The sequence below is a fragment of the Streptomyces sp. NPDC002206 genome, from assembly GCF_053593595.1.
Map to the genome: position 1 here is coordinate 15,774 of NZ_JBSFCW010000009.1, position 21,184 is coordinate 36,957.

The following is a 21,184-nucleotide window of genomic DNA, read 5'->3' on the forward strand; positions in this document are numbered from 1 at the left end:
TGGCGCCGATCCTGACCGGGTCCACGTGAGGGCCTGTGAAGAACGTGTGGGGGGCCCATGGCGGGATCCGGTTCCCGCTGTCGGTCCCCCGTCGGCTGCCGTACGGTTCCTGCAGATGAGAGAAACACCCCGCTCGCAGGGGACTGCGGGTGATACCGGGTCGGAGCATCCCCAGCACCGTCCTGGTCGTGCCATCGCGCACACCACTGGAGCCTCCGGCTCCGGAACTCCTCACCGATCGGATGGCCGCTCGCCCCAAACCCCCCGGGGCGCGCGGCAAACCGATCACGGCGGCCGCCCCGGAACCACCCCCCCTGTTCCGGGGCGGCCGGCTCCTCTCCTCTTCCTCGTGCCGCCGCTTCTCGCGGTCTTCGCGCTCCTCACCTGGCAGGTCGCGGCCGACGGTCCGCTGCGCAGGCTGGACGAGCGGATCGGCCGGAGCGTCGCCGGGCACGGCCCCGGCCGCCTCACCGAATTCCTCGCCGATCTCGGCAACACGCAGGTGGCGCTCCCGGTCCTGGGCTGCGCGGTCGTCTACGCCCTGGTGCGGGGCGCACGCCGGGTGCCGCTGTACGCCGTTCTCGCCATGGCCGCGGTGCCCGCACTGGTCGTCCCGCTCAAGGACTGGATCGGCCGGACGGGACCACTGACCGGGGAGACCGGTTACTACCCGTCGGGCCACGCGACGACGGCCGCCGTGGCGTACGGGGCGGCGGCGCTGCTGGTCGCGTACCGCACAAGGCCTGCTGAACGGTCGAAGCGGCCATGGATGATGCCCGTCGCCGCTGTCCTGCTGACAGTGGCGACGGGCATCGGTCTGTTGCTGCGCGGCTATCACTGGCCGCTGGATGTGCTCGCCGGCTGGTGCCTGGGCGGGCTGTTGCTGGTGGCGCTCAGCTGGTCGAGCGGTCGATCACGGCGGCGTCAGCCGCCGAAGTAGGCGTCGAAGTTCTTCGAGAACTCACCGTTGTTGAAGCGGTCCCAGTTGATCGACCACGTCATCAGTCCGCGCAGTCCGGGCCAGGTGCCGTGCGTCGCGTACGAACCGCAGTCGGCCTTCTTCGTCAGGCAGTTCAGCGCCTTGTTGACCTCGATGGGTGAGGTGTAGCCGTTGCCCGCCTGGGTGGAGGCAGGAAGCCCGATGGAGACCTGGTCGGGGCGGAGCGCGGGGAAGACCTTGGTGGTGTCACCGGCCACCGGGAAGCCGGTGAGCAGCATGTCGGTCATGGCGATGTGGAAGTCGGCGCCGCCCATCGAGTGGTACTGGTTGTCCAGACCCATGATGGAGCCCGAGTTGTAGTCCTGGACGTGCAGCAGGGTGAGGTCGTCACGCAAGGCGTGGATGACCGGGAGATAGGCGCCGGCGCGCGGGTCCTGGCCGCCCCAGGGGCCCGACCCGTAGTACTGGTAGCCGAGCTGCACGAAGAACGTCTCGGGGGCCATGGTCAGCACGAACTTGTCGCCGTACTTGGCCTTGAGGGTCTTCACCGCGGAGATCAGGTTGACGATGACCGGGGTGGTCGGACTACGGAAGTCGGTGTCGCCGGTGTTCAGTGAGAGCGAGTGGCCCTCGAAGTCGATGTCGAGACCGTCCAGACCGTAGTCGTCGATGATCTTGCTGACGGAGGAGACGAAGGTGTCACGGGCGGCCGTGGTGGAGAGCTGCACCTGACCGTTCTGGCCGCCGATGGAGATCAGCACCTTCTTGCCCGCGGCCTGCTTGGCCTTGATGGCCGCCTTGAACTCGGCCACGGACTCGACGTTCGGGCACTCGGTGACCGGGCAGAGCGAGAACCGGATGTCGCCCGAGGTGACGGAGGTCGGCTCGCCGAAGGCCAGGTCGATGACGTCCCAGGAGTCGGGGACGTCCGCCATCCGCGTGTAGCCGGAGCCGTTGGCGAAGCTGGAGTGCAGATAGCCGACGAGCGCGTGGGTGGGGAGGCCGGAGCCGCCGCCTCCGCCGCCCGCCGTGGTGGTGGCGGTGACGGCTGCGGACTTGGCGGACTCCCCGGCGGAGTTGGTCGCGGTGACCTGGAAACTGTACGCGGTCGAGGCGGCCAGACCCGTCACGGTGGCGGACGTCCCGGTGACCGAGAGGACCTTCGTACCACCCTGGTAGACGTTGTAGCCGGCCGCTCCCGTGGAGCCGGTCCAGGAGAGGGCTACGGAGGAGGAGGTGATCGTGCCGGCCCTCAGCCCGGCGGGGGTCGCGGGGATCGCGACCGGGTCGCCACCGGGGCCGACGAGAGTGAGGTCGTCGGCGTAGTAGGTGGGGGTGCCGTACCACCCGTGGGTGTAGATCTTCACGGACGTCGTGGCGGCACCGGTCCTGAACGTGGTGGCGAGTTGCGTCCAGCCGGGAGAGGACGGCGTCCAGGTCGACACATCGGTGGTGCCGGTTCCGGATGCGCCGAGGTAGACGTAGCTGCCCTGCACCCAGGCGCTCAGCGTGTACGTGGAGTCCGGCTTGACCGTGACGGTCTGGGAGCACTCGGCGTTGTCACTGCCGGCCGGCGTCGCCTTGAGTGCGGAAGTGCCGCTGTGGGTGGGTGTGCTGACGACGGCTCCGCTGCCGCCCGTACAGCTCCAGCCGTCCAGGCCGGCCTCGAAACCGCCGTTGCGCGCCAGATCGGTGTCGGCAGCCGCGGCGGCCGGCGCCGAGGCTGCCAGGCCGCCGCCGACGAGCAGAGCCGCCGAGAGGGCGGCCAGAAGTCCGGAAAATCGGGCGGGGGGTCCCGTGCGTTCCACAACGGCCTCCGTGCAGGGGGGAATTGAGCGTGGCGCCACAACATGGTCCAGACCAATCAGGTTGTCAAGACCTCTGGCGCCACCCCGGACTCGCCGCACCGGCCGTCAGCCCCACCACCCAGCCACCCGGCGCCCTTTCAGCCCCCAGTACCCCACCACCCGCCCCCGCCTCCGTCCCTGCCTCCACCCCGGGCTGTCGCCGCCGCGGCCTCGTGCATCGCCAGCTCCAGCAGAGTTGCGTCGGTCAGCGTCCCCGAGCCGTCGGGCGGTATCAGCCAGCGCACCCCGCCGGACGCCCGCCCCGGGTACGGCACGAGGATCCAGGTCCCGAGTCCCACTCCCCGCACCCCCGTTCCGATCCAGCGGGCGGCCGTACCCGGCGGCACGAAGAAGCCCATGCGGCCGTCGCCGAAGTCGCAGAGGACCGGCCCCGGCCGGTCGATGAGACGGGCGAGCACATCGAACGTCGGATAGCCGAGCTCCCGCGGAAGAATCAGTACGTCCCAGCGCCTGCCTGCGGGAAGGAGCGCAATCCCCAGGGGATTGCGCTCCCATTCCCACCGGCACGCAGCCGGATCCGGCGCCACCGAGGCAAGCCATCCGACTGCCGCCCTTACCTCCGAGCCAGTCATGGCCGGCCTCCCGTTCCGTGTGCACCGACAGTGCGTACGCACGGCGAGAGCGGGTTCGGCCCGGATCATTACGCGAGTCGGGGGCACCAGCCGGAAGTGAATTGGGTCACACCCCGGCCGGCGTCTCCCGGACCTGGGTCAGCTGTCGAAGCCGAGCCCCAGCCGGTCCATCGTGCGCAGCCACAGATTGCGCCGGCCCCCATGGCTGTCCGCCCTGGCCAGGGACCTCTTCGTGAGTTCGATCCCGGCCCAGGCGAACGGCTCCGGCGGGAACGGCATCGGCTTGGTGCGCACCATCTCCAGACCGGTCCGCCCGGTCCGTTCACCGGAGAGCAGATCGAGCATCACATCGGCGCCGAACCGGGTGGCTCCGACGCCGAGGCCGGTGAACCCGGCGGCGTAGGCGACCCGCCCCTGATGGGCCGTGCCGAAGAAGGCGGAGAAGCGGGAACAGGTGTCGATCGCACCGCCCCAGGCGTGACTGAAACGTACCCCTGCCAGCTGCGGGAAGCAGTCGAAGAACTGGCCCGCGAGCTTGAGGAACGTCTCCGGCCGCTGGTCGAGATCAGCGCTCAGCCGGCCGCCGTACGGATAGATCGCGTCATAGCCGCCCCACAGGATCCGGTTGTCCTCGGACAGCCGGAAGTAGTGGAACTGATTGGCGCTGTCGCCCAGTCCCTGCCGGTTCTTCCAGCCGATGGAGGCGAGCTGGTCGGCGGTGAGCGGCTCGGTCATCAGCGCGTAGTCGTAGACCGGGACGGTGTACGGGCGCACTCGCTTGACCAGCGACGGAAAGATGTTCGTACCGAGTGCGACCCGGCGGGCGAGGACCTTCCCGTACGGCGTGCGGACCGCCATCCCGGTGGCGGTCCTGGCCAGTTCGAGGCCCCGGGTGTGCTCGTACACCCGCACCCCCAGATCGAGGCAGGCCCGCTTGAGGCCCCAGGCCAGCTTGGCGGGGTGCAGCATGGCGACTCCGCGCCGGTCCCAGAGTCCGCCGAGGAAGGTCGGTGAGTCGACTTCCGCGCGCAGTGCCTCCCGGTCGAGGAATTCCACTCCGGTGAAGCCGAGTTTCTCGGCTTCCTGGTGCCATTCCCGCAGCTCTTCCAGCTGATGCGGTTCGGTGGCGACATCGATTTCGCCGGTGCGCTCGAATGCGCAGTCGATGGAGTAGCGGGCGACGGCCGCCTCGATGGCGTCGAGGTTCTGCTCGCCCAGCTCTTCCAGCTTCTTGATCTCGTCCGGCCAGCGTTCCAGACCGTTGGGGAGGCCGTGGGTGAGGGAGGCGGCGCAGAATCCGCCGTTGCGGCCCGAGGCGGCCCAGCCCACCTCGTGCCCCTCGATCAGTACGACGTCCCGTTCCGGATCGCGTTCCTTGGCGATCAGTGCGGTCCACAGTCCGCTGTATCCGCCGCCGATGACGAGCAGATCGCAGTGCTCGTCGCCGGTGAGCGCGGGAAGCGCGTCGGGCCTGCCGGGATCGTCCAGCCAGAACGAGACCGGCCGTGCGCCGGAGAGTGACTGTGCAGCAGTACGCATGGCAGCTGGGGCCATGGTTTCCAACTCCTTCAGGACTTTCAGGGTCGTGCGCTGTTTTTTCGCCGGTTCGTGATGAGTTGGCCGGCGACAACCACCAGAACGGCAATGACGAACATCGCCGTGCCGATGACGTTGATCTGCACGGGTGTGCCGCGCTGCGCCGAACCCCAGACGTACATGGGGAAGGTCACGGTCGAGCCCGCGTTGAAATTGGTGATGATGAAATCGTCGAAGGAGAGCGCGAAGGCGAGCAGCGCTCCCGCGGCGATTCCGGGGGCGGCGATCGGCAGGGTCACCCGGACGAAGGTCTGCACGGGTCCCGCGTACAGATCGCGGGCCGCCTCCTCCAGTCGCGGGTCCATCGACATCACGCGTGCCTTGACCGCCGTCACGACGAAGCTCAGGCAGAACATGATGTGTGCGATGAGGATCGTCCAGAAACCCAGTTGGGCGCCCATGTTGAGGAAGAGCGTGAGCAGTGAGGCGGCCATGACGACCTCGGGCATCGCCATCGGCAGGAAGATCAGCGAGTTGATCGCGCCGCGCGCCCGGAAGCGGTAGCGGACCAGTGCGAAGGCGATCATCGTGCCGAGCGCGGTCGCGCCGATCGTCGCCCAGGTGGCGATCTGGAGGGAGAGCGAGAGCGAGCCGCACATGTCGGCGACGCCGCAGGGGTCCGTCCAGGCGTCCAGCGAGAAGCGCTGCCAGGCGTAGTTGAAGCGCCCGTTCGGCTTGTTGAAGGAGAACACCATCACGACGATGTTCGGAAGGATCATGTAGGCGAGGGTCAGCAGACCCGCGATGACGATCAGATGGCGGCGGAGCCAGCGCAGTACGGGCATCAGACCAGGTCCTCCGTCCCGGAGCGGCGGATGTAGACGGTCACCATCAGCAGGACGACCGCCATGAGGATGAAGGAGAGCGCGGCGGCCATCGGGTAGTCGAGGACGCGCAGGAACTGGGTCTGGATGACGCTGCCGACCATCTTGGTGTCGGTGGAGCCCAGCAGTTCGGCGTTGACGTAGTCACCGCTGGCCGGGATGAAGGTCAGCAGCGTGCCCGAGACGACACCCGGCATGGAGAGCGGGAACGTCACCTTGCGGAAGGTGGTGGCGGGGGTGGCGTACAGATCGCCGGCCGCCTCGTGCAGCCTGCCGTCGATCCGCTCCAGCGAGGTGTAGAGCGGCAGGATCATGAACGGCAGGAAGTTGTATGTCAGACCGCAGACCACGGCCATCGGCGTGGCCAGCACCCGGTTGTTCTCGGTCCAGCCGAGCCAGCTGGTGACATCCAGGACGTGCAGGGCGTTCAGTACGTCGACGACCGCGCCGCCGTCCGCGAGGATCGTCTTCCAGGCGAGGGTACGGATCAGGAAGCTGGTGAAGAAGGGCGCGATGACCAGCACCAGCACCACATTGCGCCAGCGGCCCGCCTTGAACGCGATGAGATACGCGAGCGGGTAGCCCAGCAGTAGGCAGAGAATCGTCGCGGTGCCCGCGTACAGCAGGGACCGGATGAACTGCGGGTAGTACTCGGACAGCGCGTCCCAGTAGGTCTGGATGTGCCAGGTGACCTCGAACCCCTTCTCCAGGGATCCGGTCTGTACGGAGGTCGATGCCTGGTAGACCATCGGCAGGGCGAAGAAGACGACCAGCCAGAGGATGCCGGGGAGCAGCAGCCAGTACGGGACGAGCCGCTTGCGGGTGGAGGCCTTGCGTACGGGGAGTTCGGCGGGGTCCTTGGGCGGCGCGGGCGGCGCTTCGGTGACGGTCATGTCGCGTCCTCCACCGTCTCCACACCGGCGTCGATGTCCTGGGTCGCGTCGAGGCCGAAGGTGTGCTCCGGGTTCCAGTGCAGGACAACCTCTGCGCCGCGGGTGAGTCCCGCGCGATGCCCGACGTTCTGCTCGTACACCTGCAGTGCCTTGCCGGCCGGGCTCTCCACCACGTACTGCGTGGAGACGCCGATGAAGCTGGAGTCGACGATCCGGCCGGTCACCCGGTTGCGTCCGGCGGCTATGGTGTCCGCTTCGCCGGCGGATGCGAGGGAGATCTTCTCCGGGCGGATGCCGACCAGGATCCTCCCGCCGAGGGCGGTGGGGGCCGAGCATCGCCCGGCGGGCAGTCGCAGTGTGCTGCCGCCCACGCCGACGAGGATGTCCGTGCCGGACTCGGTGATCTCGCCCTCGATGAGGTTGGAGGTGCCGAGGAAGTTGGCGACGAAGGTCGTCTTCGGGTTCTCGTACAGATCGGCGGGGGCGCCGAGCTGCTCGACGCGGCCCGCGTTCATCACCGCGACGGTGTCGGCCATGGTCATGGCCTCCTCCTGGTCGTGGGTGACATGGATGAACGTGATGCCGACCTCCGTCTGGATGCGCTTGAGCTCGAGCTGCATCTGGCGGCGCAGCTTGAGGTCGAGGGCGCCGAGCGGCTCGTCGAGCAGGAGCACCTGCGGGTGGTTGATCAGGGCGCGGGCGACGGCGACGCGCTGCTGCTGGCCGCCGGAGAGCTGGTGCGGTTTGCGCTTCGCGAAGTCGCCGAGCTGAACGAGCTCCAGCATGGCGTCGACCTGCTTCTTCACCGACTTGATGCCGCGCCGGCGCAGACCGAAGGCGACGTTCTCGGTGATGTCCAGGTGCGGGAAGAGCGCGTAGCTCTGAAAGACGGTGTTGACGGGCCGCTTGTACGGGGGCAGGTCGGTGATGTCCCGGCCGCCGAGCGAGATGGTGCCGGTGGTTGCCTCCTCCAGCCCCGCGATCATCCGCAGGGTGGTGGTCTTGCCGCAGCCGGACGCTCCGAGCAGGGCGAAGAAGGAGCCCTGGGGGACGGTCAGGTCGAGCGGCTGGACGGCGGCGAAGGAACCGAACATCTTGCTGATCCCGGTGAGGCGGACGTCGCCGCCTTCTGTCTGCTGCTGTGTCATGGGTCGCAGTCCCAGTGGTGTCAGGGGGAGATCGGGCGAGGGGGAAATGGCACGGCGGTCAGGCGCCGATGAGCTTGGCGAACTTCTGCTCGTACGCCGTCTCTTCCTTGCTTGTCAGCGAACGGAAGGCGTGCGATCGGGCCGCCATCTCCTTGTCGGGGAGGATGAGTGTGTTGGCGGCCATCGCCTTGTCGATCTTGGTGAGTTCCTCACGGACACCGTCGACCGGACAGACATAGTTGATGTACGCGGCGAGCTGGGCGGCGACCGGCGGCTCGTAGTAGTAGTCGATGAGCTTCTCGGCGTTGGTCTTGTGCCGGGCCTTGGCGGGGACCAGCATGTTGTCGCTCGACGTGATGTAACCGGCGGCCGGGATCGCGTACTTGATGTCCGGGTTTCCGGACTGGAGCTGGATGATGTCGCCGGCCCACGCGATGCAGGCGGCGATGTCACCCTTGTCCAGGTCCGCGGTGTAGTCGTTGCCGGTGAAGCGGCGGATCTGCTTCTTGTCGACGCCCTTCTGGATCCGGCCGATCGCCGCGTCGAAGTCGGCGTCCGTGAACGTCCCGGGGTCCTTGCCCATGTCGAGCAGGGTCATGCCGACGGAGTCACGCATCTCGGAGAGGAACCCGACCCTGCCCTTGAGGGAGGGGTCGTCGAGCAGCTGCGTGATGGAGTCGACCTTGCGCCCGCCGGTCGCCTTGGAGTTGTAGGCGATGACGGTCGGAATGCCCGTCCAGGGGTACGAGTGGGCGCGGCCCGGGTCCCAGTCGGGGGTGCGGAACTGGGACGAGAGGTTGGCGAAGGCATGCGGCAGGTTCACCGGGTCGAGCTTCTGGGCCCAGCCGAGCCGGATGATCCGCGCGGCCAGCCAGTCGGTGACGATGATGAGGTCCCGGCCGGTGTCCTGGCCCGCGGCCAGCTGCGGCTTTATCTTGCCGAAGAATTCGACGTTGTCGTTGATGTCCTCGGTGTACTTGACCGTGATCCCGGTGCGTTTTGTGAACGCCTCCAGGGTGGGCCGGTGCTTCTCGTCCTCGCTGACGTCCATGTATTCGGTCCAGTTGGAGAAGTTGATCTGCTTCTCCTTGGCCGAATGGTCGTCCGAGGCCGCTGCGGCGTCCCCTTCCCGCTTCGCGGGCGGGATGCCACATGCGCTCAGCGTCCCCAGTCCGCCGAGCGTGAGCGCGCCCATGCCGGAGGCGCGGATGAGCGAACGCCGGGTGAGGGCGCCCCTGCCGCTGGTCAGACTGCGCCGCATTGCGGCCAGCTGCGCTGCAGAGAGGTGCTCGGACTCGTACTGCTCCATGCGCGTTGCCCTTTCGGGTGGAAATGGCCGTGGTCGGCCGGGCTATCGGTCCCCGAAGATCGTGCGGTGCCAGTCCTTGCGGGCGACCGCGGTGTTGTCGTACATCACATGCTTGACCTGTGTGTACTCCTCGAAGGAGTACGCCGACATGTCCTTGCCGAAGCCACTGGCCTTGTATCCGCCGTGTGGCATCTCACTGATGATCGGAATGTGGTCGTTGACCCACACGCAGCCCGCCTTGATCTCGCGGGTGGCGCGGCCCGCCCGGTACACGTCCCGGCTCCAGGCGGAGGCGGCGAGTCCGTACGGGGTGTCGTTGGCAAGAGCGATGCCCTCGTCGTCGGTGTCGAAGGGCAGCACGACCAGAACCGGGCCGAAGATCTCCGACTGGACGATCTCGCTGTCCTGAGCGGCTCCGGCGACCAGCGTCGGCCGGTAGTACGCGCCGTCCTCGAGGTCGCCGCCGGGCGCCTCGCCACCGGTGACGACGGTGGCGTACGCACGGGCGCGCTCGACGAATCCGGCGACCCGGTCCCGCTGAACGTGGCTGATCAGCGGGCCGAGGTCGGTCGACGGGTCGAAGGGGTCGCCGAGCCGGACGGTCGCCATCAGCTCGGCGACCCCCTGGACGAAGGCGTCGTAGAGCGGGCGCTGGACGTAGGCGCGGGTGGCGGCGGTGCAGTCCTGGCCGGTGTTGATGAGCGCTCCGGCGACCGCGCCGTTGACGGCGGCGTCGAGGTCGGCGTCGTCGAAGACCAGGAAGGGGGCCTTGCCGCCCAGTTCGAGGTGGAGGCGCTTGACGGTGGCGGTGGCGATCTCGGCGACCCGCTTGCCCACTGCGGTGGAGCCGGTGAAGGAGGTCATCACGACGTCCGGGTGGCCGACGAGGTGCTCGCCCGCGTCCTTGCCCGCCCCGGTGACGATGTTGATCACACCGTCCGGGATGCCCGCCCCGGTGGCCGCCTGCGCGAACATCAACGAGGTCAGCGGGGTGATCTCGGCGGGCTTCAGCACGATCGTGTTGCCTGCCGCGATCGCCGGGAGGATCTTCCAGGCGGCCATCTGGAGCGGGTAGTTCCAGGGAGCGATGGAGCCGATGACACCGATCGCCTCACGGCGTACGTACGAGGTGTGGTCGCCGTCGTACTCGCCCGCGGACCTGCCCTCCAGATGGCGGGCGGCGCCCGCGAAGAAGGAGGTGTTGTCGATGGTGCCCGGCACGTCGAACTCGGTGGAGAGCTTGATCGGCTTGCCGCACTGGAGCGACTCGGCGTACGCGAAGTCGTCGGCCTGCTCGGCAAGTACGGCGGCGAAGCGGTGCATCGCCTCGGACCGCTCGGCCGGTGTGGCGCCGGACCAGCCGGGGAAGGCTTCCCGGGCGGCAGCGACGGCCGCGTCGACATCGGCGGTGCCCGCCAGTTCGTAGGTGTAGACGGTCTCGCCCGTCGCCGGGTTCACGACCGCGTGACTGCGTCCCGATGTGCCGGACCGCAGACTTCCGCCGATGTACTGCGCGCCGTCCGCGAAGCGGTCCTGCACCTGGAAGCCGTTGCCCATGACGCTCTCCTCCGCCGCTGTTCCCGTCGACCGGGGCGGCGTAGCTTCTGCTCGAATTGAGTGCCGATCCTGACAGAGGACACTGAGCCCAACAAGTGATTCCGTTGTTGCCTTTTGGTTACGCGACGGAATCTGTCGACCATGTGTCGCGTCGGTGCGGAAATCCCCGTACGGAGTGTCAGTGGCGGATGCCACACTCGCGTGTCATGGAGCACATGAACGATCTTGTGGCGCGGACCCGTCGCGGCGAAAAGGTGAAGTACCTGCGGTTCTGGGGACACCGCCCGCTTCCGGACGGGCGGATCGGTGCGAGCTGCCTCAGTCAGTGGTGGCCGTCGCCGTTCACCGTCGACGGCGTGACGTACGCGTCGGCCGAGCACTGGATGATGGCCGGCAAGGCGCGGCTCTTCGGCGACGAGGAGGCGGAGCGCCGGGCCGTGTCCGCGAGCAGCCCCGCTGCGGCGAAGAAGACGGGCCGGCTGGTCCGCGGTTTCGACGAGTCCGTGTGGGAGCGGGAGCGGTTCGCCCTGGTGGTGGCGGGCAGCGTCCACAAGTTCGGCCAGAACGCCGAGCTGCGGGAGTTCCTGGTGAACACCGGGGACCGGGTGCTCGTCGAAGCCAGCCCCGTGGACCGGATCTGGGGCATCGGGCTGGCGGCGGACGATCCGCGTGCCGAGAACCCGGCGAGCTGGCGCGGGCTGAATCTGCTGGGGTTCGCGCTGATGGACGCCCGGACGGAGCTGCGCACGCCATGAGGCGGCCAGGATGCGCGTTGGCCGGGCGGGCCGGAGCCCGGCCCGCCCGGCCATCGGGTGGCATACGCGCACCGGTCCCTGAAGGTTCGGGTACCGCCGCCCGGCATCACCTATCGCGTGACGTCGACGACCAGGGACGAGGAGTACGGGTCGTCTTTGTAGGTGTTGCTGTCGAACTCATCGGCATGGGTGACGAACAGCCAGATGAAGAAGCTGATGATCGCCACACCGAGAACCATGCCGATGGACCCCATGATGATCCCGGCGAGCGCCTGGCCGCTGTTGGTCGCCTCGCCGCGCTGCACTCGCTTACGGCCCAGGATGCCGAAGATCAGGGCGAGTGCGCCCAGGATCAGGCTGGGTATCCCGTAGATGCAGAACAGACAGACGGCCAGGATGCCGAGCACCATGGCTGCCGTACCCATGCCATTGGAAGGCGCACTGCCCCAGGACGTCTGGCCGTAGGCGGAATACCCCGGGTAGCTCCCGTACTGCGCGCCCGGCGCGGCCGGGTAGCCGTACTGCCCCGCGGCCGGCGGGACCTGCTGGCCCGGTCCGTTCGGTGCGATCGGCGGCGGCGGTACCTCCCCGGGGCCGGAGGCCGGCGCCGGACCGGTCGGAGCTCCCGGACCGAACCCCGGTCCGGTGGCAGGTGCGGGACCGTCCCCCACACCCGGCATCGCGGTCACCGTCGGCTGGTCGTGCACAGCAGGCGGACGAGGATCACCGGACGGCTTCTCCAGCGGCACTCTGCTGTCCGGCGGAGCCCACGGGTCGCGTGGCGCTGCCCCGCCCCCTGGCTGCTCTGTGTTGTCTGACATGGGCCTCCCCCATCGTGGTCCCGTCATGCTACGGCCCGCTCCCGCCGGTCCGGCCCCGGCCTACGATGATCCCCGTCCCGCCCCGGGCCGCAATGCGCCCGGACCGCTCGAACCTCACGTTCCGGAGGATCCGATGACCGATCTGCACCCCTTCATCGCGGGGCTGCCCAAGGCTGAACTGCATGTCCACCATGTCGGATCCGCCTCTCCCCGCATCGTCGCCGAACTGGCCGCCCACCACCCGGACTCCAAGGTCCCCACGGACCCCGAGGCACTGGCCGACTACTTCTCCTTCACCGACTTCGCTCACTTCATCGATGTCTATCTCTCCGTCGTGGACCTGATCCGCACCCCGGAGGACGTCCGGCTGCTGACCTTCGAGGTCGCCCGTGACATGGCCCGCCAGAACATCCGGTACGCGGAACTGACCGTCACCCCGTTCAGCTCGACCCGGCGCGGGATCCCGGAGCAGGGCTTCATGGAGGCCATCGAGGACGCCCGCAAGGCCGCCGAGGCCGAGCTCGGGGTCGTACTGCGCTGGACGTTCGACATCCCCGGCGAGGCCGGACTGGAAGCCGCCGAGGAGACCACCCGGCTCGCGGTCGGGCTGCGGCCCGAGGGGCTCGTCGCGTTCGGGCTCGGCGGTCCGGAGATCGGCGTGCCCCGCCCGCAGTTCAAGCCCTACTTCGACCGGGCGATCGCCGAGGGCCTGCACTCCGTCCCGCACGCCGGGGAGACCACGGGTCCGCAGACCATCTGGGACGCCCTCACCGAGCTGCGCGCCGAGCGCATCGGCCACGGCACCAGCGCCACCCGGGACCCGAGGCTCCTCGACCACCTCGCCGAGCACCGGATTCCGCTGGAGGTCTGCCCGACCTCGAACATCGCGACCCGCGCCGTCACGGACCTCGACCGGCACCCGGTCAAGGAGATGGTGGACGCCGGCGTTCTGGTCACCATCAACAGCGACGACCCGCCGATGTTCGGCACGGACCTCAACAACGAGTACGGGGTGGCGGCCCGTCTCCTCGGCCTGGACGAGCGAGGTCTCGCCGCACTCGCGAAGAACGCGGTGGAGGCCTCGTACCTCGACCCGGTCGGCAAGCGGACGCTGGCCGCCGAGATCGACACGTACACGACGAGCTGGCTGGAGCGCACCGGCCGGTGACCGGAGGCGGTGACAATGGCCCCATGGCCACCTCTGTCACCGCCGTGGCTCACCGCGGCGATCCGTACCGTGTCCGCGAGAACACCCTCCCGTCGATCCGCTCCGCGATCGAGCGGGGGGCGGACGCGGTCGAGATCGATGTCCGGGTCACCCGCGACGGGGTGCCCGTCCTGCTGCACGACTCCACGCTGGAACGGCTGTGGGGCCACGACCTCAGGCTGGACGGGCTCACCCATCAGGAGGTCACCGAAGTGACCGGGGGCGGTGTGCCCACCCTGCGCGAGGCGCTGCTCGCCGCCGGAACGCATCGCCTCATGGTCGACCTGCCCGGCTCCACCGACGATTCGGTACGCAGGACCGTCGGTGTGGTCCGCGAGTGCGGGGCCGGGGAGCGTACGTACTACTGCGCGGGGCCCGAGGCCATGCTGCGGGTGCGCGCAGCCGATCCGTCCGCCGAGATCGCCCTGACCTGGACGTCACTCGCCCCGCCCCGTGCCGGCCTGCTGGACGTGGTGAAGCCACGCTGGCTGAACTACCGGTTCGGCCTGGTGAGCCGCGAGTTGACGGACCGTGTCCACCGGGACGGGCTGCTGGTCTCGGCCTGGACGGCCGACACCAGGCGCACCATGCGCCGCCTGATCGCGCACGGCGTCGACTCGATCACCACCAATCGGGTCGACGCCCTGCACGCTCTCCTAGCCAACTCGACTGTCACCGAGCTCCCTTGATCGATCCGGCATGATGGACGGTGCCTCATCGATCGCGACGTCGCCCCCGTCGCCGGAGGAGCAGATGTGACTGGTGTGACCGATCCACGGAGCAACCCTCCTTCCCCCCGTGTCCGTTCCGACATCGCGCACAACGCCCGGGTCTGGAACTACTGGCTGGGCGGCAAGGACAACTACCCCGTCGACCGCGCGGTAGGCGATCAGGTCACCGGCATGTACCCGAGCATCGGTGAAGTGGCCCGCGCCGACCGGGCGTTCCTGGGGCGAGCGGTCCGCCATCTGGCCGGTGACGCGGGAATCGGCCAGTTCCTGGACATAGGCACCGGCCTGCCGACGGCAGACAACATCCATGAGGTCGCGCAGCACACCGCGCCGGACGCCCGCATCGTGTACGTCGACAACGACCCGGTCGTGCCGGCGCACGCCCGCGCGCTGCTCACCAGCTCGCCGGAGGGTGCGACCACCTACATCGACGCGGACGCCCGCCACCCGGAGCGGATCCTGCAGGCGGTCGAACCAACCCGGAGACGGGGCGGGATGCCATGGTGCAGCTGCGCCGGATGCTCGGCGTGCTGCGCGAGAACGAGGGCCCGCACGGTGCGCCCCGGAAACCCCAGCCCGCGCCGGCCGGGCTCCCCGGCCTGGTCGAGCGAGGACGCGCCAGCGGCCTGGAGATCTCGTACGAGGTCACGGGTCCGGCCCGGCCGCCCGGCCTGGACGTCGAGGCCACCGTGTACCGGATCGTGCAGGAGGCTCTGACGAACGTCGTCAAGCATGCCGCCGCCGACACCGTCTGCGTACAACTGACTTATGAGTCCGCAGCGTTGACCCTCACGGTCACCGATGACGGGCGCGGACCCGGGACCGTCACCGGAATGGGTCTGATCGGCACACGGCGGCACCGCCTGCACAGGCCCGGGTCCGGGTGGCCGGGGATTCCGGGTCCGGGTGACGATTCCGCTTGCGGCCACGCAGACAGACGCGCCCGGCGAGCCGACCTGGAGCACTTCATCCGGGCCCTGTTCCGCGGGCAGGCGGTGCGCGGACCGCTCCTGGAGGAGATGTTCACGCTGCCCGGCGCATCGGTGCGCGAATACGACACGGGCGAGCCGGCCGCATACAGCGCGGGTCTGTCGGTGGTGAAGCTGGGTGGCCGCGAGGTGTGGGGCAAGACGGGTGGCCGCTGGGGCTGCAACACGGCTGTCGTGGCCACCCGTGATCTCTCCCGGACACTCGTCTACAGCGTCCACGCGACGGACGCGAAGTGCGAGGGCATGAACGCCACCGGCGATGAACATCGTGGTGGCCGCCTTCGGTGCCCCGTCGGCCGGGTGACTCAGACCGCTGGAGCCGCCGCCGGGCCGGCCACCGGATCCGGCGTCCGCTCCATCGCCTCCAGCCGCTTGATCATGCGGCGGACGACGAGCAGCGGGATCACCCCGATGACACCGAACGACATGTCGATGACCGACCACCAGAAGGGGATCCCCCGGACCGGTCCGCAGATCAGCGCGAGCGGGATGATCCCGGCGCAGGCGATCATGCCGAACTCGATGACCCAGATGTTGCGGACCGGGTCGCGGTACGGACCGTAGAAGGCGACGGCGATGACGAGATGCGCGAAGGCCAGCCAGTCGGTGCCGTACAGCACGAAGGGGTACTTCGCGTCGGCCTCGTCCAGACCGGTCCGGACCCGGGTGATCCACTCCATCAGAGCCGGGAAGTGCTCGGGCACGGGTGAGGCCGAGGACCTCAGCAGGTCCTCGGTCCAGTGGAGTTCATGGACGAGCGGGAAGGCAGTGAGCCCGCTCAGCACCAGACATACGATAAAGACGACCAACCACACGCGTATGCGCCTCAGCAGGGCTCCTCGCTCGCTCATGCCCGCAGCGTACGCCCGGGTTTACCTGCCCTTTACGTCGCCCCCGCACCTCGCTCAGAGACCCACGATGGAGTTCCATTTCTTCGCGAACTCGGTGCGTTCCTCGGACGTGATGTCGCGGGCGATCGCCAGCCGTCTGCGCATCGCGTCGTCGGGGAAGATCAGTGGATCCTCGGCGAGGGCGGCGGTCTCCTCGTCCTTGGCCGAGGCCAGTACCTCGCGGGCGGCCGGGACCGGACAGACGTAGTTGACCCAGGTGGCGAGTTCCGCGGCGACCTCGGGCTCGTAGTAGTAGTCGATCAGTTTCTCGGCATTGCGCTTGTGACGGGCGAGGTTGGGGATCATGAGCGATTCCGCCCAGAGCTCGGCCCCCTCCTCGGGCACCACGAACTCGATCTCCGGGTTGTCCGCCTGGAGTTGGATGACATCGCCCGAGTAGGCCTGGCAGGCGAGCACATCGCCGGTGGACAGATCCTTGATGTAGTCGTTGCCGGTGAAGCGGCGGATGTGCTTCTTCTTCACCAGCTTCTCCACCTGGTCGCACGTCGTGTAGAAGTCGTCCCGCGTCCAGCGGGTGATGTCGACGCCGTTGCCCTGCATCAGCAGAGCGAAGGACTCGTCGAGCCCGGAGAGCAGCGTCACCTTGCCGCGCAGGTCGTCCGCCCAGAGATCGCTCGTGTGCTTGATCTCGCGGCCGAGCTTCTTGCGGTTGTACGCGATGCCGGTGATCCCGGACTGCCAGGGGACGCTGTGTGTCCGGCCCTGATCGAAAGCGGGCGAACGCAGCTGCGGGTCCAGGTACTTGGCGACGTTGGGCTGCTCGGTCCGGTCCATCTCCTGCACCCAGCCGAGCCGTACGAACCGGGCGGCCATCCAGTCACTGATGACGATCAGGTCCCGGCCGGTCTGCTGGTGGTTCATCAGCGCCGGGCTGATCTTCCCGAAGAACTCGTCGTTGTCGTTGATCTCCTCGGTGTATCCGACGGAGATCCCGGTGCGCTCGGTGAACGTGTCGAGGGTGGGCCGCTTGGACTCGTCCTCGTCGTCGGTGTCGATGTACAGCGGCCAGTTGGCGAACCGCAGCGTGCGGTCGGTGGCGGAGAAGTCGCGTCCGGCGCGGTCACCGGGCTGCACATACGCGGCGGGCACTCCGCAGCCGGCCAGCGTGGCACCGGCCGCTCCCGCCCCGAAGGCGCGCAGCAGGGACCGGCGGGACATGAGGTGGTTCGGGATCGCTCGCACCTGCGCAGGATGCCGGTCGGCGGCTCCGGCGGACAATGGACCATTCGTCCAGCGGCATGCGCTCCACCCGCACACCCTGTCGATGCCCCGTCAGAAGCGGGGCACGGAAACGGCCCCGGGCCGGAGCCCGGGGCCGCCACCGCGTGCACGGAGGGTCAGTCGTCGAGAGACGTCATGACGTGCTTGATGCGCGTGTAGTCCTCGAAGCCGTACGCGGAGAGGTCCTTGCCGTAGCCGGACTTCTTGAATCCGCCGTGCGGCATCTCGGCGACGAGCGGGATGTGGGTGTTGATCCACACACAGCCGAAGTCGAGGTTCTTGGACATCCGCATCGCCCGGGAGTGGTCCTTGGTCCACACCGAGGAGGCGAGAGCGTACTCGACGCCGTTCGCGTACGCCACGGCCTGCGTCTCGTCGGTGAACGACTGGACGGTGATGACGGGGCCGAAGACCTCGTTCTGGATGATCTCGTCGTCCTGGCGCAGGCCGGAGACGACGGTCGGGGCGTAGAAGTAGCCCTTGTCGCCGACCCGGTGGCCGCCCGCCTCGACCTTCGCGTGGGCGGGGAGCCGCTCGATGAAACCGCTGACCTGCTTCAGCTGGTTGGCGTTGTTGAGCGGGCCGTACAGCACGTCCTCGTCGTCCGGCTGCCCCGTCTTCGTGTCGGCGGCGGCCTTGGCGAGCGCGGTGACGAACTCGTCGTGGATCGACTCGTGGACAAGGACGCGGGTCGCGGCCGTACAGTCCTGGCCGGCGTTGAAGAAGCCCGCGACGGAGATGCCCTCGACGGCCTTGGCGATGTCGGAGTCCTCGAAGACGACGGCGGGCGCCTTGCCGCCGAGCTCCAGATGGACCCGCTTGACGTCCTTGGCGGCGGACTCGGCGACCTGCATGCCGGCCCGTACCGAACCGGTGATGGAGGCCATCGCCGGGGTCGGGTGCTCGACCATCGCGCGGCCGGTGTCCCGGTCGCCGCAGATGACGTTGAAGACGCCCTTGGGCAGGATCTGGCCGATGATCTCGGCAATCAGCACGGTCGACGCCGGGGTGGTGTCGGACGGCTTGATGACGACGGTGTTGCCCGCGGCGAGCGCCGGGGCGAACTTCCAGACGGCCATCATCATCGGGTAGTTCCACGGCGCGACCTGTGCGCAGACGCCGACCGGCTCGCGGCGGATGATGGAGGTCAGGCCCTCCATGTACTCCCCGGCCGAGCGGCCTTCGAGCATCCGCGCCGCACCCGCGAAGAAGCGGATCTGGTCCACCATCGGCGGGATCTCTTCGGTGCGGGTGAGTTCGAGCGGCTTGCCGGTGTTCTCGGACTCGGCGGCGATCAGGTCCTCCGCGCGCTCCTCGAAGGCGTCCGCGATCTTCAGCAGGGCCTTCTGGCGCTCGGCGGGCGTGGCGTCGCGCCAGGCGGGGAAGGCGGCGGCCGCGGCGGCCATGGCGGCATCGACATCGGCCTGGCCGGAGAGCGGCGAGGTCGCGTAGACCTCTTCCGTCGCCGGGTTGACCACGTCGATGGTCCGCCCGTCCGCGGCGTCCCGGAACTCTCCGTTGATGTAGTTGCGCAGACGGCGCACCTCGGTGGTCACAACCACCCCTCCTGTCGACACGTCCAATGGGTGAGATGTCCAGCCTAGTCGCTGGGGTAACGCTTTCGACATACCCAACTGCCGCGAACTTCGGATTCAGTTAGATCAAGGCCTTCAAACAACGAATTTCATCGATCCAGGGTTGCCAGACAGACGAGTCCCGGTGCAGAGTGGATCCGTGGCCAGTCGCAGCGCAGACTCCAGGACCGGGAACGGATCGTCACCAGCGGTCGATGCCGTGTCCCTCGCAATCATCGAGCAACTCCAGGAGGACGGGCGTCGTCCGTACGCCGCGATCGGCAAGGCCGTGGGCCTCTCCGAGGCGGCTGTACGGCAGCGCGTTCAGAAGCTGCTCGACCAGGGCGTGATGCAGATCGTCGCCGTCACGGACCCGCTCACCGTGGGGTTCCGGCGGCAGGCGATGGTCGGCATCAATGTCGAAGGCGATCTCGATCCCGTCGCGGAGGCGCTGTCGGCCATGGCCGAGTGCGAGTACGTGGTGATGACCGCGGGCTCCTTCGACCTGATGGTGGAGATCGTCTGCGAGGACGACGACCACCTGCTGGAAACGATCAACAAACGCATCCGGGCCATCCCCGGCGTGCGCTCCACCGAGAGCTTCGTCTACCTGAAGCTCAAGAAGCAGACCTATATGTGGGGAACCCGATAGCCGTGAGCAAGGACCTCAGCCGAACCGCGTACGACCACCTGTGGATGCACTTCACCCGCATGTCGGACTACGAGAACGCGCCCGTTCCCACCATCGTGCGTGGCGAGGGCACCTACATCTACGACGATCAGGGCAAGCGCTACCTCGACGGCCTGTCCGGCCTGTTCGTGGTCAACGCCGGTCACGGCCGTCACGAGCTCGCCGAGGCGGCGTACAAGCAGGGCCAGGAGCTGGGCTTCTTCCCGGTGTGGTCCTACGCTCACCCGAAGGCGGTCGAGCTGGCCGAGCGCCTCGCCGACTACGCGCCGGGTGACCTCAACAAGGTCTTCTTCACCACCGGTGGCGGCGAGGCCGTCGAGACGGCCTGGAAGCTCGCCAAGCAGTACTTCAAGCTCATGGGCAAGCCGACCAAGTACAAGGTCATCTCGCGCGCCGTCGCCTACCACGGCACCCCGCAGGGCGCCCTTTCGATCACCGGTCTGCCCGCCCTGAAGGCCCCGTTCGAGCCGCTGGTTCCCGGCGCGCGCAAGGTGCCGAACACCAACATCTACCGCGCCCCGATCCACGGCGACGACCCGGAGGCCTTCGGCCGCTGGGCCGCCGACCAGATCGAGCAGGAGATCCTGTTCGAGGGCGCGGAAACGGTTGCCGCAGTCTTCCTGGAGCCCGTGCAGAACGCCGGTGGCTGCTTCCCGCCCCCGCCCGGGTACTTCCAGCGCGTACGCGAGATCTGCGACAAGTACGACGTGCTGCTCGTCTCCGACGAGGTCATCTGCGCCTTCGGCCGTCTCGGCACGATGTTCGCCTGCGACAAGTTCGGCTACGTGCCGGACATGATCACCTGCGCCAAGGGCATGACGTCGGGCTACTCCCCGATCGGCGCCTGCATCGTCTCGGACCGTATCGCCGAGCCGTTCTACGAGGGTGGCAACACCTTCCTGCACGGCTACACCTTCGGTGGCCACCCGGTCTCCGCGGCGGTCGGCCTCGCCAACCTCGACATCTTCGAGCGCGAGGGTCTCAACCAGCACGTCCTGGACAACGAGAACGCGTTCTTCACGACGCTGCAGAAGCTGCACGACCTGCCGATCGTCGGCGACGTCCGCGGCAACGGCTTCTTCTACGGCATCGAGCTGGTGAAGGACAAGGTCACCAAGGAGACCTTCACCGACGAGGAGACCGAGCGCGTCCTGTACGGCTTCCTCTCCAAGGCGCTGTACGAGAACGGTCTGTACTGCCGGGCCGACGACCGCGGCGACCCGGTCGTCCAGCTCGCCCCGCCGCTGATCTCCGACCAGTCGACGTTCGACGAGATCGAGTCCATCCTGCGGTCGGTGCTGACGGAGGCCTGGACGAAGCTCTGATCCGAACTGTGATCCGGCTCGTGAGTCGATCGGTCGATCGACCACGGATCGACTGACCGATTGACCACGGCCGGATCATCGCTCACCCCGGCTTCCAGCAGTCATTTCATACGGTTCACGCGGCCCGGATGCGCCCATTCGAGTGGGAAGGAGCGCACCCGGGCCGCGTGGTGCCGTGGTGCCGTGGTTCGAATCCTTACGGTGCCCAGTGACCGATCGGCCCCCTCTTCGTTCCCCCGTGCAGGGGACGGG

General features: G+C 68.3%; 18 protein-coding genes and 3 pseudogenes. 9 read left to right on the forward strand and 12 right to left on the reverse strand.

Annotation, left to right across the window (positions count from 1 at the left end):
* Positions 1 to 115: 115 nt before the first annotated feature.
* Positions 116 to 940, forward strand: a complete 825-nt coding sequence (locus tag ACWCP8_RS18575; RefSeq protein WP_451116972.1) for a phosphatase PAP2 family protein — start codon at positions 116 to 118, stop codon at positions 938 to 940.
* On the opposite strand, the gene ACWCP8_RS18580 is transcribed toward ACWCP8_RS18575, so the two are convergent.
* From ACWCP8_RS18580 to ACWCP8_RS18615, 8 genes are all read right to left on the reverse strand, one after another.
* Positions 925 to 2,748 carry a chitinase gene (locus tag ACWCP8_RS18580; protein ID WP_451116974.1) on the reverse strand — a complete coding sequence of 608 codons (1,824 nt, stop codon included), beginning with the start codon at positions 2,746 to 2,748 and terminating at the stop codon, positions 925 to 927. The genes ACWCP8_RS18575 and ACWCP8_RS18580 overlap by 16 nt on opposite strands.
* Positions 2,749 to 2,885: 137 nt before the next feature.
* Positions 2,886 to 3,380, reverse strand: a complete 495-nt coding sequence (locus ACWCP8_RS18585; RefSeq protein WP_451116976.1) for a hypothetical protein — start codon at positions 3,378 to 3,380, stop codon at positions 2,886 to 2,888.
* A 138-nt stretch (positions 3,381 to 3,518) separates the two neighbouring features.
* Positions 3,519 to 4,934: an NAD(P)/FAD-dependent oxidoreductase gene (locus ACWCP8_RS18590; protein ID WP_352263224.1), complete on the reverse strand. Its 1,416-nt coding sequence runs from the start codon at positions 4,932 to 4,934 to the stop codon at positions 3,519 to 3,521.
* Between the two features lie 23 nt (positions 4,935 to 4,957).
* Positions 4,958 to 5,761, reverse strand: a complete 804-nt coding sequence (locus tag ACWCP8_RS18595; protein ID WP_267001213.1) for an ABC transporter permease — start codon at positions 5,759 to 5,761, stop codon at positions 4,958 to 4,960.
* Positions 5,761 to 6,693, reverse strand: a complete 933-nt coding sequence (locus ACWCP8_RS18600; RefSeq protein WP_352263221.1) for an ABC transporter permease — start codon at positions 6,691 to 6,693, stop codon at positions 5,761 to 5,763. The genes ACWCP8_RS18595 and ACWCP8_RS18600 overlap by 1 nt, the downstream gene beginning before the upstream one ends.
* Positions 6,690 to 7,841 carry an ABC transporter ATP-binding protein gene (locus ACWCP8_RS18605; protein ID WP_451116979.1) on the reverse strand — a complete coding sequence of 384 codons (1,152 nt, stop codon included), beginning with the start codon at positions 7,839 to 7,841 and terminating at the stop codon, positions 6,690 to 6,692. Before ACWCP8_RS18605 ends, ACWCP8_RS18600 begins: the two co-directional genes overlap by 4 nt.
* A gap of 58 nt (positions 7,842 to 7,899) precedes the next feature.
* Positions 7,900 to 9,150, reverse strand: a complete 1,251-nt coding sequence (locus ACWCP8_RS18610) for a polyamine ABC transporter substrate-binding protein (RefSeq protein ID WP_451116981.1) — start codon at positions 9,148 to 9,150, stop codon at positions 7,900 to 7,902.
* A gap of 42 nt (positions 9,151 to 9,192) precedes the next feature.
* On the reverse strand, positions 9,193 to 10,707 hold the full coding sequence (locus ACWCP8_RS18615) for a gamma-aminobutyraldehyde dehydrogenase (RefSeq protein ID WP_382837991.1): 1,515 nt from the start codon (positions 10,705 to 10,707) through the stop codon (positions 9,193 to 9,195).
* Positions 10,708 to 10,922: 215 nt separating this feature from the next.
* On the opposite strand from ACWCP8_RS18615, the gene ACWCP8_RS18620 reads away from it, so the two are divergent.
* On the forward strand, positions 10,923 to 11,462 hold the full coding sequence (locus ACWCP8_RS18620) for an NADAR family protein (protein ID WP_382837994.1): 540 nt from the start codon (positions 10,923 to 10,925) through the stop codon (positions 11,460 to 11,462).
* Positions 11,463 to 11,572: 110 nt separating this feature from the next.
* On the opposite strand, the gene ACWCP8_RS18625 is transcribed toward ACWCP8_RS18620, so the two are convergent.
* Positions 11,573 to 12,283, reverse strand: a complete 711-nt coding sequence (locus ACWCP8_RS18625; RefSeq protein ID WP_352263211.1) for a DUF4190 domain-containing protein — start codon at positions 12,281 to 12,283, stop codon at positions 11,573 to 11,575.
* Positions 12,284 to 12,416: 133 nt separating this feature from the next.
* On the opposite strand from ACWCP8_RS18625, the gene ACWCP8_RS18630 reads away from it, so the two are divergent.
* The 5 genes and pseudogenes from ACWCP8_RS18630 to ACWCP8_RS18650 all read left to right on the forward strand — a co-directional run.
* Positions 12,417 to 13,451, forward strand: coding sequence for an adenosine deaminase (locus ACWCP8_RS18630; protein WP_451116982.1), 1,035 nt, complete (start codon positions 12,417 to 12,419; stop codon positions 13,449 to 13,451).
* A 23-nt stretch (positions 13,452 to 13,474) separates the two neighbouring features.
* Positions 13,475 to 14,179, forward strand: a complete 705-nt coding sequence (locus tag ACWCP8_RS18635) for a glycerophosphodiester phosphodiesterase (RefSeq protein WP_352263209.1) — start codon at positions 13,475 to 13,477, stop codon at positions 14,177 to 14,179.
* 75 nt (positions 14,180 to 14,254) lie between these two features.
* Positions 14,255 to 14,701: pseudogene (locus ACWCP8_RS18640) on the forward strand (SAM-dependent methyltransferase); the annotation flags it as partial.
* 38 nt (positions 14,702 to 14,739) lie between these two features.
* Positions 14,740 to 14,976: pseudogene (locus ACWCP8_RS18645) on the forward strand (sensor histidine kinase); the annotation flags it as partial.
* Between the two features lie 195 nt (positions 14,977 to 15,171).
* A pseudogene (locus ACWCP8_RS18650) lies at positions 15,172 to 15,514 on the forward strand (peptidase); the annotation flags it as partial.
* Between the two features lies 1 nt (position 15,515).
* Here the strand turns inward: ACWCP8_RS18650 and ACWCP8_RS18655 are convergent.
* The 3 genes from ACWCP8_RS18655 to ACWCP8_RS18665 all read right to left on the reverse strand — a co-directional run bounded on the left by ACWCP8_RS18655 (position 15,516) and on the right by ACWCP8_RS18665 (position 18,898).
* Positions 15,516 to 16,061: a hypothetical protein gene (locus ACWCP8_RS18655; protein ID WP_382838006.1), complete on the reverse strand. Its 546-nt coding sequence runs from the start codon at positions 16,059 to 16,061 to the stop codon at positions 15,516 to 15,518.
* A gap of 54 nt (positions 16,062 to 16,115) precedes the next feature.
* A complete protein-coding gene (locus tag ACWCP8_RS18660; protein ID WP_352263281.1) occupies positions 16,116 to 17,279 on the reverse strand; it encodes a polyamine ABC transporter substrate-binding protein in 1,164 nt (387 codons plus the stop codon).
* 179 nt (positions 17,280 to 17,458) lie between these two features.
* Positions 17,459 to 18,898, reverse strand: coding sequence for a gamma-aminobutyraldehyde dehydrogenase (locus tag ACWCP8_RS18665; RefSeq protein WP_352263205.1), 1,440 nt, complete (start codon positions 18,896 to 18,898; stop codon positions 17,459 to 17,461).
* A 178-nt stretch (positions 18,899 to 19,076) separates the two neighbouring features.
* Between ACWCP8_RS18665 and ACWCP8_RS18670 the strand changes: the two genes are divergently transcribed.
* Positions 19,077 to 19,568 carry an Lrp/AsnC family transcriptional regulator gene (locus ACWCP8_RS18670; protein WP_030928325.1) on the forward strand — a complete coding sequence of 164 codons (492 nt, stop codon included), beginning with the start codon at positions 19,077 to 19,079 and terminating at the stop codon, positions 19,566 to 19,568.
* Positions 19,553 to 20,932 carry an aspartate aminotransferase family protein gene (locus tag ACWCP8_RS18675; RefSeq protein ID WP_352263202.1) on the forward strand — a complete coding sequence of 460 codons (1,380 nt, stop codon included), beginning with the start codon at positions 19,553 to 19,555 and terminating at the stop codon, positions 20,930 to 20,932. Before ACWCP8_RS18670 ends, ACWCP8_RS18675 begins: the two co-directional genes overlap by 16 nt.
* Positions 20,933 to 21,184 lie beyond the last annotated feature (252 nt).